This window comes from Desulfopila sp. IMCC35008, assembly GCF_010646885.2.
Taxonomy (GTDB): domain Bacteria; phylum Desulfobacterota; class Desulfobulbia; order Desulfobulbales; family Desulfocapsaceae; genus Desulfopila.
Map to the genome: position 1 here is coordinate 802,329 of NZ_CP050700.1, position 13,154 is coordinate 815,482.

Annotated in this window: 14 protein-coding genes and 1 other RNA gene; 10 read left to right on the top strand and 5 right to left on the bottom strand. The window is 47.3% G+C overall.

Features of this window, described 5'->3' with window-relative positions:
* The first annotated feature begins 21 nt into the window (after window positions 1-21).
* From GA520_RS03615 to rny, 4 genes are all read left to right on the top strand, one after another.
* Window positions 22-351 carry a hypothetical protein gene (locus tag GA520_RS03615; RefSeq protein ID WP_163338046.1) on the top strand — a complete coding sequence of 110 codons (330 nt, stop codon included), beginning with the start codon at window positions 22-24 and terminating at the stop codon, window positions 349-351.
* A 47-nt stretch (window positions 352-398) separates the two neighbouring features.
* A complete protein-coding gene (locus GA520_RS03620; protein WP_163338045.1) occupies window positions 399-698 on the top strand; it encodes a cell division protein ZapA in 300 nt (99 codons plus the stop codon).
* Window positions 699-820: 122 nt separating this feature from the next.
* Window positions 821-996, top strand: a non-coding RNA gene (gene ssrS, locus GA520_RS03625) — 6S RNA.
* 570 nt (window positions 997-1,566) lie between these two features.
* Window positions 1,567-3,132 carry a ribonuclease Y gene (gene rny / locus GA520_RS03630; RefSeq protein WP_163338044.1) on the top strand — a complete coding sequence of 522 codons (1,566 nt, stop codon included), beginning with the start codon at window positions 1,567-1,569 and terminating at the stop codon, window positions 3,130-3,132.
* 269 nt (window positions 3,133-3,401) lie between these two features.
* Here rny and GA520_RS03635 read toward each other — a convergent pair whose 3' ends face one another.
* The 3 genes from GA520_RS03635 to GA520_RS03645 all read right to left on the bottom strand — a co-directional run bounded on the left by GA520_RS03635 (window position 3,402) and on the right by GA520_RS03645 (window position 5,688).
* Window positions 3,402-3,806, bottom strand: a complete 405-nt coding sequence (locus tag GA520_RS03635; RefSeq protein WP_163338043.1) for a Fur family transcriptional regulator — start codon at window positions 3,804-3,806, stop codon at window positions 3,402-3,404.
* Between the two features lie 158 nt (window positions 3,807-3,964).
* Entirely contained in the window at window positions 3,965-5,263 is a 1,299-nt protein-coding gene (locus tag GA520_RS03640) for a radical SAM protein (protein WP_240910134.1), read from the bottom strand.
* Entirely contained in the window at window positions 5,260-5,688 is a 429-nt protein-coding gene (locus GA520_RS03645) for a hypothetical protein (protein ID WP_163338042.1), read from the bottom strand. Before GA520_RS03645 ends, GA520_RS03640 begins: the two co-directional genes overlap by 4 nt.
* Window positions 5,689-6,073: 385 nt before the next feature.
* Between GA520_RS03645 and GA520_RS03650 the strand changes: the two genes are divergently transcribed.
* The 6 genes from GA520_RS03650 (at window position 6,074) to rlmB (ending at window position 9,888) form a co-directional block, all read left to right on the top strand.
* A complete protein-coding gene (locus tag GA520_RS03650) occupies window positions 6,074-6,586 on the top strand; it encodes an OmpA family protein (RefSeq protein WP_163338041.1) in 513 nt (170 codons plus the stop codon).
* 59 nt (window positions 6,587-6,645) lie between these two features.
* A complete protein-coding gene (locus GA520_RS03655) occupies window positions 6,646-7,170 on the top strand; it encodes an OmpH family outer membrane protein (protein ID WP_163338040.1) in 525 nt (174 codons plus the stop codon).
* Between the two features lie 111 nt (window positions 7,171-7,281).
* Window positions 7,282-8,163 (top strand): YicC/YloC family endoribonuclease, encoded by an 882-nt coding sequence (locus tag GA520_RS03660; RefSeq protein WP_163338039.1) that lies wholly within the window; start codon window positions 7,282-7,284, stop codon window positions 8,161-8,163.
* 1 nt (window position 8,164) lies between these two features.
* Entirely contained in the window at window positions 8,165-8,446 is a 282-nt protein-coding gene (locus tag GA520_RS03665) for a DUF370 domain-containing protein (RefSeq protein WP_163338038.1), read from the top strand.
* 12 nt (window positions 8,447-8,458) lie between these two features.
* Window positions 8,459-9,070 (top strand): guanylate kinase, encoded by a 612-nt coding sequence (gmk, locus tag GA520_RS03670; protein ID WP_163338037.1) that lies wholly within the window; start codon window positions 8,459-8,461, stop codon window positions 9,068-9,070.
* Window positions 9,070-9,888: a 23S rRNA (guanosine(2251)-2'-O)-methyltransferase RlmB gene (rlmB, locus tag GA520_RS03675; protein WP_163338036.1), complete on the top strand. Its 819-nt coding sequence runs from the start codon at window positions 9,070-9,072 to the stop codon at window positions 9,886-9,888. The genes gmk and rlmB overlap by 1 nt, the downstream gene beginning before the upstream one ends.
* Before the next feature lie 16 nt (window positions 9,889-9,904).
* Here rlmB and rpsA read toward each other — a convergent pair whose 3' ends face one another.
* Both rpsA and GA520_RS03685 read right to left on the bottom strand, forming a co-directional pair.
* A complete protein-coding gene (gene rpsA / locus GA520_RS03680) occupies window positions 9,905-11,098 on the bottom strand; it encodes a 30S ribosomal protein S1 (protein WP_163338035.1) in 1,194 nt (397 codons plus the stop codon).
* Window positions 11,099-11,357: 259 nt separating this feature from the next.
* Complete coding sequence (locus tag GA520_RS03685; protein ID WP_163338034.1) at window positions 11,358-13,154, bottom strand: RiPP maturation radical SAM C-methyltransferase; 1,797 nt, start codon at window positions 13,152-13,154, stop codon at window positions 11,358-11,360.

The following is a 13,154-nucleotide window of genomic DNA, read 5'->3' on the forward strand; positions in this document are numbered from 1 at the left end:
TCATATTGAAGGAGTATAGAAATGTCCCAGGAAAGAGAACTTGCCCGTCTGGAGGATTTCATTGGTAAACTGCTGGAAAAGTTTGGTGCTCTAAAGGAAGAAAATGCGCGACTCAGTAATGAGCTTGATGAGAAAATAGAGACGATCAACAGCTTGCAGGAGCAACTTGAAAGCAACGATATTGAAAAATCAGAGATTGGCGATCGGGTCAGCAGAATAATAGAGAAAATTGAGGATTGGGAAGGAAATATCGGGGCAGGTGAAAGCGAAGAAATCGCGCCAGTGAACGATCCGAGCCGTCAGGGCAGTCTTTTTCAGGTAGCTCCCGACGAGGTTGAAGGGAGTGAGTAACGACACCGTGCTGGACCGTCGGCATTGATCCGGCAGGAACAACTGTTATGGCAGACGATGAACGGATAGTCAGATTTGAACTGCTCGGCCAGGAGTTCTCTTTTTATACCGCAGCCGATGAAAAGGAGATGTCCGCCATTCTTGCATTGGTCCGTGAACAGATCGAAGATGGTTACAACCTTCCCAAAGGGACGGTGCCTGCAAGTAAAATCGCTATGATGGCCTGCCTGAAGATGGCCTCGAAGTACATTCAGCTCGAAAAGGATTTTGAAGACTACAGAGATAACAGTAAGAGTTGTTTCAGTCGGTTGGCAAAGCAGATTGAAGACAACCTGGCGGGTGACTGACACAAAGTGATATTTTGTTTTCGTTTCACGCAAAGTCTGCTATACTGACAGTAAATTAACATAGGTTGAATATTTAAAAAAATAGAGTCGTTTCACGGAGTACAGGCGTGTGACGATGAGGAATTTCCCTGCGCTGTTGGTGATCAGCTGCGTGTGTTGAGCCAACTCTCGAAAAAAGGGTAGCTCCTCTGGCAGTTTAAGGCAACTCCATTACCGGAGATACCTGACGCCGCTACGGGCGTGCCCACCTAATTTATTAGGTTTAACTGACCTGCCGACACGGCAGTGCGGGGAAGTCTTTTGATACCGGGGCGGATAGACAGTCGTTCGTGCCGTTATACATATAGGCCGTAAGGCCACATGGACCGCTTCAGCGGTTGAATACGTACTATACAAGACTGAATGCAGCAGGAGCGCTGCCGGATTAAGTAAGCGAGCAATAACGAAGCGAGTAGCTTTTTTAGATATCGATATCAAAGTGGACAGTTCATACCGTTCTTTGATACGGGTTTGGGTGCTCTGGTTAATAAGGAGGCACCGGTGTTGTGGAGGAGTTGGGCAAGGCGGCTTTTCGGGAGTGGAATTCGCGGAGGACCATTTGGGTCTTAAACTGCGGTAGAAGTCGTTCCCGTACGTTGCACTGTGGCTTAGACCGAAAGTCAGGTTTGGACACATCCCGGTTTTCCATAAGGGCTGGTTGTGCCTTTTGATTCCGGAGTTTTCCGGTGTATGGCAGCCAATACCCGGATTCAACCAGAGATGGAATTTCAACCATCCACAAGCTTTTATCTCTCCTTTTTTCTCGTGACTTTCCCTGCAGGTTTTTCTCCTTTCTGTTTTATCGGTCATTACACATAGGTAGCTTTCCATGACCATTCCAGACCATCCGGTATTATTCATGATCGCCGGTCTTTTTGTTGGTGTTGTTGTCGGATATTTCCTTCGAAAACAATATATTGAAGGACATAAACGCAATATTCAGGAGCAGAGTAAGCAAATAATCGAAAACGCCATAATCGAAGCGGAACAGCGGAAAAAAGAGGCGCTGCTGCAGTCGAAGGAAGAGGCGTACCAAATAAAGCAAGATCAGGAAAAGGAGCTGAAGGCAGACAGGGACGAACTTAAGAGAGAAGAACGTCAGCTGAACAGGAAGCGGGAAACGCTGAAAAAGGAATGGGATTCCCTTGAGTTGAAGACCATTGATCTGCAAGAAGCAAAGGATCTGCTGCGTAAAAAAGAAGATGATATTGAGGAAAAGTATAAAGAAGTAGATAACCTGATTGGCAAACAGCGATACGAAATGGCCCGGATTGCCGGGATCACTCAGGAAGAAGCCAAGAAAATGCTCATGGAATCACTTGAGTCTGAGGCGAGAATGGAGGCGGCAAAACGGCTGGCCAAAATTGAAAATGAGATGAAAATGGAAGCGGACAGAAAGGGTAAAAATGTTCTGGCGCTTGCCATTTCACGCTATGCCGGTGACTATGTTGCCGACAAAACCGTTTCTATGGTGCCCCTGCCTAACGATGAGATGAAAGGCCGGATTATTGGTCGTGAAGGGCGTAATATCAGAGCAATTGAGGCGGCAACCGGGATCGATATCATCATTGATGATACACCTGAAGCCGTCATCCTGTCCGGCTTTAACCCGGTTCGCAGGGAAATTGCCCGACTCGCCTTGTTGCAATTGATTAACGATGGCAGAATCCACCCTGGACGGATTGAAGAGGTGGTCGGCAAGGTTACCAAGGAGCTGGAAGTCACCATGCGCGAAGCGGGTGAACAGGCGACCTTCGACGTGGGTGCCCATGGTGTTCACGTGGAACTTATCAAGCTATTGGGACGTCTTCGTTACAGAACCAGTTACGGGCAGAATGTACTGCAACATTCCCTGGAAGTGGCATTTCTTTGTGGTATTATGGCTGCGGAACTTGGCATTGATGTTAAGAGTGCCAAAAGAGCAGGCCTGCTGCACGATATCGGAAAAGCGGTAGATCATGAGGTCGAGGGCTCGCATGCTGTTATCGGCCGGGATCTTGCCAAGAAGTATGGTGAACCAGAGGCGGTTGTCTACGCGATTGGGGCCCACCATGAAGACCAGCCACCACAATCTGTACTTGATGTGCTGGTGCAGTCGGCGGATGCGCTTTCAGGTGCGCGGCCTGGTGCCAGGAAGGAAATGCTGCAGAGTTATGTCAAGCGCCTTGAAGATCTTGAAGGAATTGCCAATGAATTTGAAGGAGTTGACAAATCCTATGCTATTCAGGCCGGTCGTGACCTTCGCATCATTGTCGACTCGGGCTCCATCAACGATGACCAGGCTATCCTGTTGAGTCAGGATGTCGCGCGTTCTGTTCAGGAGAAACTTACCTATCCCGGCCAGATCAGGGTGACGGTTATTCGTGAAACAAGAGCTGTTGAGTACGCGAAATAAATTTAGAATAATTAATATTCTGAAAAGAGGCATTTCGACGTTTACGCTTATCTGGTAAAAACGAGGCGTGTAAAAAAATAACCACAGGAATATTCTTGATATACCGAGGGGCATTTTTGAGCATAACGGGGATGTCGCGCATAGAATTAGGTTGGGGCAGCTAGCTGGTGTTTGATGAAGGCTACTGCTTATCATTAGCTCATAAAAAAAGGGGTGATACGGAAAATCCGTATCACCCCTTTTTTTGATTAAAAGCAATTGGGACTTACTTAATTCATCCCTTTCTGCTGACAGGAGTTACATATCCCGGAAAATTCAATATGGTGTCCCAAAATCTCATAGCTGGAGGCCTGGTGGGCGGCATCTTCAATTTGTTCCTGTACAGGAATCTCTATATCATCAACTTTGCCACATTGAGCACAGCGGATATGGTAATGAGGCTCGACCGTCGCATCAAAGCGTTTTTGTGTGCCTCCCACTTCAAGTTTAAGGATAACACCGCTTTCTGCCAATAATTCCAGGTTGCGATATACGGTTCCCAGTCCGATTCTTGGTAGTCTTTTGCGAACCATATCGTATACTTCATTGGCCGTAGGATGTGATGTTACCTTGCCCAGTTCTTCCAATATTATCTGGCGTTGGGTCGTCAATCGCATATTTGGCAGTGATTCCATTATTGGTCCTTGGCTGTTATGTAATTTAATAAAGAATGAATCCTATTACCGCATACTATAATATTTCAATGAAAAATCAACTTAAAATACGATAATTGCAGTCAAATTACCACTAGAACAATGGTTTGGCGAGATTTTACATGAATTTATTACAGTTTTTAAACTTCTGCGAGACCATCAAGAGAAGGATTGAAATAACCAAATTGCAATGTAGGAAAGGTCTTACGTAGCTGCTCAAACCAGGTTCTGATGCCAAGAGGTGTCTTATCTTTTTTGTGTTTAATTACACTAAGGTACCACTCAGGATCCATGTTCAGGTTACGAAGTTGGATGAAATTCGGTTCAAGCTCATCTATGAAATTTCTGAGTGCCTCGAATTCCTCCGTTGAGTCAGTAAATCCGGGGAGGATGAAGTAATTTAGGGAGACAAACCTGCCTTTTGCCTTCATTACTCGAATTGACTCCTTAACAGCCTCGAATTGATATCCGTTTGGACGATAGTAGAGGTTGTATTTCTCTTCCTGGACTGAATTGAGACTTACTCTTATGGAATCAAGACCAGCATCAGCTATTCTGGCAACGGCTTTGGGCAAACTTGCATTTGAGTTAAGGTTGATGGTGCCCCTTGATGTTTCCTTTCGAATCAGACGAACCGACCTTTCGATAGTGTCTGCCTGGAGTAGCGGCTCACCCTCACATCCTTGTCCGAAACTGACAATAGCTTTATCAGCATGTTGCAGATGCGGAACGGCCATCGAACTGATCTCTTTTGGTGTCGGAATGAAGGTAATTCTATCCTGGGTGGATGGGCAGCAACCAGACTCCTGAAGGGAGATGCAGCCAACACAGCGGGCGTTGCATTGAGGTGATGTCGGTAAAGGGGCTTCCCATCGATCAAGAAAATAGTTGCGTGCAGCAGGACAGCCGTAGGTAAGGCAGCATTTTCCAAGATGTTGGATAAGACGATTGTCTTTTTTCTGTTTCAGTCGAATTTTAGTTTTTCTTTCAACCGTATGTTGGTCGAAATGCGTGCAATCCTGTCTGACATCAAGGTCACTGCGAAAGCCGGTAACCCAGAATTTACCAGCGTACCAGCCAACAGCAGTGTAGGCAAAAAGCGGCAGGGTCGGAGCGCCATGCCTAGTCACATAGGCACTGCTGAAGATGGCGGTATGGGCTGGAGCCATAAAGGCCCCTACAGCCTGTACCCTGTTGCCGGGCTTGTATGGATCATCCTCAAGGAGAAGCGGTTCGTGTGATTGTGGGTCGTATCCTACTGGTTGACGATCCGGAAGGACGAACAGCTCGCTTCCTTCCGGCAGAGGGATGAAATCCTCGAGTTCCGGACGCCTGAAGATACCACCGGCCATGCCGGCTGCCTGGAGATCTGGAAGGTCGACGATATTACCATCGCCGTCAGCAAAAAGCAGTGACGGCATTTCCTGCGGATGGCTCACTTTGGAGGTCTCAGTACCCTGAATACAGAGTCAACGGCTCGATATACATCAAGGTCGTCTCCGAAGATGTCATTCATGTCGGGATGATTAATGAGGTCTTCGATCAGGTACTGGGTAAAATAGAGGCTGACAACGTTCGGGTCCTGAACGAGGGTTCGGACCGGGGCTATTTTCATCTGTAGTTCAAATTCTTCGAGATACCCAAGTTTGTTCAGTTGTTCCTCTACAGCATTCCTGATGTTTGTAACTGAGGTTACTTCAATGATCTCTTTGTCAAGAAGTCGCTGAACGAGTTTGGCGGCAAGGGGTTCGGCGTGATCCTTTGCTTGGCGGAACATCTTTCTGCGTTCCTGTTCCCTTTTACGGTCGATGGCGCGTATTGTCTTGTCTGTCGCTCTATTGGCGCTGATATTTACTTTAGCCATGAAACTCTCCCCTTCTATGGTTACTTTCTGACAGGGTGGCTGTATCCTGTTTAATAACTTTCAACTTCGCTATATAAACAGATTTTCTAAATATCACTACTGTAAAGTTGGTGGGAAGACTCATTTAGGCACATCTGACTGAAACTGCGGGAAAGCGGTTGCAGGATTGTGCTTCCCGTAGAAAGGCTGAATCCAGGCAATTGGAAATTCATCAGTAATTTCTTATAAAAGAAAATAGTTGTTGAATTTGATGTGCTTTTCTTTATATATATGGCCCTTGAGTTCTAATGTTTATATGTTGATGAATATCTGTTGGCAAGGCATGCCCAGGTGCCTTCCGGATAGGATATACAAAATTTCAAGATAACGTGTGGAGGTTTTTACTATGTTTGCAAACTTACGGGCGATCCTACCTGCCCTGATCTGTGTCTCAGTCCTTACACTTTCCGGTTGTGGTTCCAAAAAGGCAGACGATTCAGAGATGAAAGCTGATAAGGGAGATGCAATGGGTGCCGAGGAATCCCTCGAATCCAAATCCCTTGGAATTATGGAAGGGCGTACCTCCGGACCGATGCTTCCTGTATATTTTGACTTCGATTCTTCTGACATTCGTGGTGACCAGGTGTCACGCATTCAGGTGAACGCAGATTTTCTCAACAAGAGTGCTGGGGTAAATATCCGCATTGAAGGAAACTGCGACCCGCGTGGTACCAATGAATACAACATGGCACTTGGCGAGAGACGTGCCCTGGCTGCCAAGAAATACCTGAGCAACCTTGGTGTTGGAGAAGCCCGTATGACCACCGTCAGCTACGGCGAAGAAAAAATGCTTCTTCATGGTCACGATGAGCTTTCATGGGCACAGAACAGGCGTGATGATTTTGTCATAGTCGAATAGCTCATATTGGGAATCATGTAGCAGAGAATACTTTAATCCAGCCCATTTCGGAGACATTAATGAAGTTAAAAACATGGCTGCTGACAGCGCTCTTCTGTGTTGTTTCTTCAGCAGCGGCGGTCCAGGTCAGTGCCGAAACAAAAGTGGGAGTGATGAATGTCCAGAAGGTCATCAATCTCAGTGATGCCGGTAAAGTAGCCAAGACCCATTTTGAAGGGAAAATGAAGGAAATGCAGGGCAAATTCAAGGCTGAGGAAGAAGCTTTGGTTGCCCTTCAACAAGAGATCGAAAAAAAAGGTACTGCCTGGAGCGAGCAGAAAAAACAGGATAAAGTTCGTGAGTTCCAAAAAGCGCGACGTGAGCTGCAGACCAAAACCGAGGATGCAAGGTTTGAGCTGAAACAACTTCAGGAAAAAGAGCTGCAGCCCATCTTGAAAGCCCTTGAAGGGGTCGTAAAGAGTTTTGGAAAGAAAAACGGGTATACCATGATTGTTGACATTAAGAGCGGCGTTATCTATTTCGAAGAATCAATCGATGTAAGTGCAGAGATCACCAAGGAACTGAATACTGCTATGAAGAAATAAATAGCAGTCAGTTGGTGACACGATAGTGTCGGAAAACAGAAAACGGTGCAGGGGTATACCTTTGCATCGTTTTTTTGTTTTACGGGATATCTAAAAAGAAGAGATAAAAATATGACAATACGAAGTATGACCGGTTTCGGGCGCGGGGAATCCGAGAATAAGGGTCGTTCATGGTCGGCTGAAATCCGCTGTGTGAACAACAGGTTCCTGGATGTGAAAATAAAACTTCCCAGGGGCTATCTGGCTCTTGAGGAACGTATACGAAAACTTGTCAGCGAGTTTCACCAGCGAGGCAGGGTGGACCTTGTTGTCAGTGTAAGCGGCGACTTCACCGATCTGCTGGAGCTGAAGGTGAATTCATCGCTTGCTGCCACTTATATGGAAACATTCAGGGAGATGGCAGATACCTTCAAACTTACAGCACCATCGACAGTAACTGAACTTGCTGCTTGCCCGGATGTCCTGACCCGTGAGCAAAAAGAAGACGATGTTGACTCCATCTGGCCCACTGTGGAACAGGCCATCAAGCAAATGTTGTCGAATTGTGAGATGATGAGGAGTCAGGAAGGAGCCACGATGGCCGATGACTTGCGCGCCAGGCTGACACTTTTTTCTCAGACCGTCGCTTCCATAGAGGCATCTGTCCCGGTTTTGCTCGTGCAACGTGAGAATAGCCTGAGAGAGCGATTGCAAAAACTTCTGGAGAATGTTGAGCTTGATCCTCAACGGTTGGCTCAGGAGATTGCCATCCTGGCGGACAAGACCGATGTGACAGAAGAGATTGTACGGCTGAAAAGTCATATCCAGCAGTTTACCTCCTTTCTCGATGAAGATGGTGCGGTGGGCCGGAAACTCGATTTTTTAATCCAGGAGTTTTTACGTGAGGTGAATACCATCGCTTCAAAAATTAATGATGCCGATATAGCGCATCTTACCGTGGACCTGAAAAGCGAGCTTGAGAAGATGCGAGAGCAGGTTCAGAATATCGAATAGTATGAAACTGTTAAATGTAGGTTTTGGCAACACCGTTATGGTGGAGCGGATCATTGCTGTAGTCAATACCGGTTCATCCCCAGCCAGAAAACTGAGGGAGTTGGCCAAGAAAGAGGGTAAACTGGTTGACGTCACAGAAGGGCGACGTACCCGTTCTATCCTGGTTATGGATTCCAATCATGTGGTTCTCTCTTCTGTTCAGGCAGATACTATCAATCAGAGAATGCAGGCTCTCCAACCGGAGTATCATCTTACAGAGCTTGAACGGGAAACCATTAAATAACGAGAGTGTTATATGAAAAGAGGTATTCTTTTTGTTATCTCGGCACCTAGCGGTACAGGGAAAACCACACTGCTCAGGCGTGTTATGGGCCGATTAGAAGGACTCAATTTTTCGGTTTCCCATACCACCCGGGCACCCCGACCTGGTGAACAGGATGGGCGTGATTATCACTTTATTCCCCGGGAGGAATTCGAGGTGATGATCGAGGGGAATAGATTTGTGGAGTGGGCAAGGGTGCACGATAACCTGTACGGTACTGCTACTGCCGGTGTCGTAGGACAACTTGCCCAGGGTGAGGATGTTATTCTCGATATCGATGTCCAGGGTGCCGCGATCATACGTGAATCATCTGAACTGGAAGGTGTACATATCTTTATAGCGCCACCCCGCCTGGCAATACTGAAAGAACGGCTGAAAGGGCGCAACACGGATTCTGATGAAACCATCGAACTGCGATTAAAAAATGCAGTTACCGAGATGGCGTCAGCTCCAACCTATGATTATCTCATTGTCAATGATGACCTTGATGAAGCCGCTGAAATGCTCGCTTCAATAATCATTGCCGAAAGAGCCCGTTGTCATCGTCGACCCAACGGGGAACCATTGCAGTTTGAGAAAGCATAATGAAGAAAAAGATTCAGGGTCAGGCCCGTCCTGCTGAAAAGAGGATCAAGATAAGCGATGATCTGCTCTGGGGAATGCACCCGGTTTACGAAATGCTTGCAAAAGAGCCCGGAAGAGTGACGGAAGTTATTCTCCTAAAGGAAAAGCACGGCAAAAAGTATGATGAAATCATAGATCTTGCCCGTGCAAAAGGGGTGAAAGTTACTTTTATCTCTTCTTTTAAATTGACCGGGGATGGGGCATCGCAGGTACGGCATCAAGGCGTGCTGGTACGAACCAGCTCAACCGTGTTGAAAGATTTTGATGAGTTCGTCGATGATTTTGCAGCTGCTGTCAACTCTGGGAAGAACCCACGGGTTGTGGTCTGTGATTCGCTCCAGGATCCCCATAACATCGGAGCAATTATTCGTTCGGCTTTGGCTTCCGGGGCTTTCGGGGTGGTGTTAACCAGGGAGCGGTCTGCGCCTTTGGGTGGGACAGCAGCGAAATCATCTGCAGGTGCCATGTCCCATATAGATATCTGCCAGGTGACCAATCTGGTGACGGCCCTCAAAAAGCTTAAAGAGGCAGGGGCCTGGGTTTTTGGTACCGTAAAAGACGCAGATGCCCGCTCACTCTACGAAACGGATCTCTGTGTTCCTGCCTGTATCATCATGGGAAGCGAAGGAAAAGGGGTACGACCCCTGGTAAAAAGGGAGTGCGACGGCCTGATCTCCATTCCCATGGAGGGCAGTCTTGACTCCCTTAATAGTTCTGCCGCAGCGGCGGTCGTATTGTTTGAGGCACTGCGACAGACATTGGTGAAGGATTCAGCCTGACCTGAATCCTCCATCACTATTTTTTCTTTTCCTCCATCTTGGCCTTCAACAACTCACCGAGGGAGCCCATGCCACCACTGCTGCTGTCTTTCTTCTTTTTGGAGACATATTGGGTGAAGTCTGCCTTTTCCTCATTTTCCTCATTTTCCGGTGATACATAATCGGAAGGTGCCAGGCTGATTCGTCTCTCGACGGTGTCCACCGACTCAATGGTGACTTCCACTTTTTGACCTTCTTCAAGGACTTCGCGAGGATGATGAATTCGTCTTCCGCCGCCTAGTTTTGATATATGGATAAGACCATCGACACCTTCTGCGAGGGTTACAAAGGCTCCGAACGGGGCAAGTCGGGCAACAGTTCCTTCACAGGTGGAACCCGCCGGGAGTTCGGCTACCGTGGTGTCCCAGGGATCTTCCTGGGTTTCCTTGTAGCTGAGTGAGATGCGGTCCTTTTCCCAGTCCAGTTTTTTGACAACCGCCTGCACCTTCTGTCCGACTGTGAAGTGATCAGCAACATTTTCTACACGGGACCAGCCAATTTCGGAAATGGGAATCAGGCCGTCAACCCCACCAAGATCTACAAAGGCACCGAAATCACGGATTGAGGAGATTTCTCCTTCAATGGTGTCTCCTTCACTGAGAGTTTCTTTCAATTTTTCTTTTTGGGCTTCACGCTCTTCTTCCAGGAGTACACGTGCTGACACGACAATATTTCGTCCATCCGATTCAAAGCGGGTGATACGAAATGTCATATGAGTTTCAAGAAAAGTAGCTGCCGGGTCTTCAACCCGCCTCAGGCTCATCTGGGAATAGGGGCAAAAGGCGCGGACATTGCCGAGTCCAATTTCAAAGCCTCCCTTGATTTCGGCCTTGACTAACCCTTCGACAGGGATACCGCTACGCCACGCTTCTTCAAGATGGGCGGCTCCCGCCCCCCCAACCTTACAGGCAAACTGCAGCTCGGCACCGCTGCTGCGCAGGAAGTAAACACTTATGCGGTCGCCTTTCTTGACCGTGAGTTCACCTTCCTCATCTCTGAGGCCGGCTGCATCGAGTACCCCTTCGCTTTTGCCGCCAACGTCAAGGAAGATCGTCTCTCCTGAAATGTCAATAATGGTGGCCGTAACTTTTTCGCCGGGGGTGAAATGCCGTATCTTTTTATCCGCTTCCTGCCCGAATAGATCGGCAAAGCTCTCATTGCTGTTGTCCATTGTTGTATCCTGTGTGAACGTTTGTGAATCCAGTTGGTTCGTTTTATAGAAAATCTGAATGTATCAGCTTATGGGTACCTTGAAAATAGGGTATCTCAATGTATTTGTATATCCCATAGTGATCATAACATGTGTTTGGTCGTCCGAAAATTAATTTCCAAGGGTAATTCCCGTGATCGCAGCAGACTATATCACACGTTCTCTTCATGGCAAGGTTTCTGTATGATTTTGTGTTGCATTTGCGTTCCGGCGGATAAAACTATCCACACGTATCATGTAAGGCCAATGATATTATCTTTTCGTTTTCCCTATAGAGAAGCTTCTTTCGGCAAAGCTGGTTGATATATGTTTGCAGGGCCTCCGGTTTAAAGGTTTTGAAACGATCACAAACCTCGTCAAACGTGCGGATTTCTTTTAAGAAGAGATAAATTTCCCGCGATGTTCCCGTCAGTCGGTGACGCAGAACCGGACCGTCGGGTTGTTCCTGGCGGATAATGAGAAACGTGCCCCCATCCCTGTAGGCTAAAGGAGGCGTACTGTTTGCTCTTCTGTTGTTATGGAATGAGTGCCACTGGTCGACCCTGTTTCGGACTTCTTTCCACAGCTTGCGCTGATGAGTACGATCACCTCTGTATTCACCTGCCAAAAGATGAAGGTTTGTCAGGAGTTCTTGAGGAATCAGAGCTTTGTTCTTGTGATGCGGTACAAGACCGCTAATACCATACTCTTTTGGACAACGATGGATAGGTGAACCGTGTCCAAGAAAGAATGTTGCTATCGCTAATGGTTTGAATGGTACAACATATTTCAATGTCTCAAGGGTTTGTTTTACCTGTTCTTCGGTCGAACCGGGAAATTCGACAATTAAGTTCCCCTCAAGCTCAATACCAGCCTGGGCGGCATGCTTCATGACGGCAATATTTTCTATCACCGTGACCCCTTTTTTCATGGAAGTGAGCAGTGAGGATGAGAACGATTCGATTCCTACCTGGATTACCGCCAATCCGGCTCTCGCATAGTTTTGTAGAGTGGAAGAGTCTGTATTGCCACGGATTTCAGCAAAAAAGCGAAGGTCAACAGGGGCATTTTCCAGGCTCTTAAAAAGAATGTCGGCCTCATTAGGGGGAAGAGCGTTATCGGTAAAGCAAAAATCGAGGCATTGATGACTCGTTGCCAGGTTCTTGAGATCCAGCAGCATTGTTTCTGCATTTTTCCAGCGGTACTTTTTCCACTGCAGGTTGAGATTGCAGAATGTACATTTATGCCACCAGCAGCCTCGAGAGAACTCGAGAGGAATTTCCGGGATAAATGGCATATCCGGGAAAAGGTGTTTCGTCTCCCTGAAATACGGTGAGTAATCAGGCGTCGGCAGACTCGATAAATCAGATACTTCCGGGGATGGGCTGATTTCTGTTGCCATTACAGTGCTTAATACCCTTTCAGGAAACGGTTTTGTGTTGTCCTGAAGATGATGGAGGAGTTGCAGGAAAGGTATCTCACCTTCACCGTCTACTATATAATTTATTTGCGGGAAACAGCTAACAAGTGATCTGCCCAACTCTCCGCCACAGGAAGAACCTCCGAATATTACCGGTACGGAAGGGTGTCTTTGTTTAAGCTGGGCTGCCATGTAAAGTGATGGCAGCAGTTGATAGAAGCAGAGGGTAAAACCAACTGCCATATAATTATCCCAGTTTATGGACTGCAGCCAGGAAGAACAGACAGACCGCGTTTGCTCAACAAGAGTTAAAAAATCCGGTAGGTTCTGTTTTCCAGTCCCCTTTCGGTAGAGTTTTTCAGCTTCACGGTTTTGTTCGGGGAAAAGCAGGCTACTGAAAATCGCCTCGCCCGCCCAACCGTCTGCAGCGATTGCATGGTAGTTCTCGATACCGATGGTTTTGGCCAGCTGGAGATAGGGATGAAAGCCTTCTACCAGAAATCCGGAATGTGCCTCGGTATAAGCTTTGAGAGCACCAACCTGGATGGATGGCCTGCTGAAAATAGCCCAGGGCATAGAGACCAGGGCAATGCGGTTAGTATCAGTTGAACCAGCCAC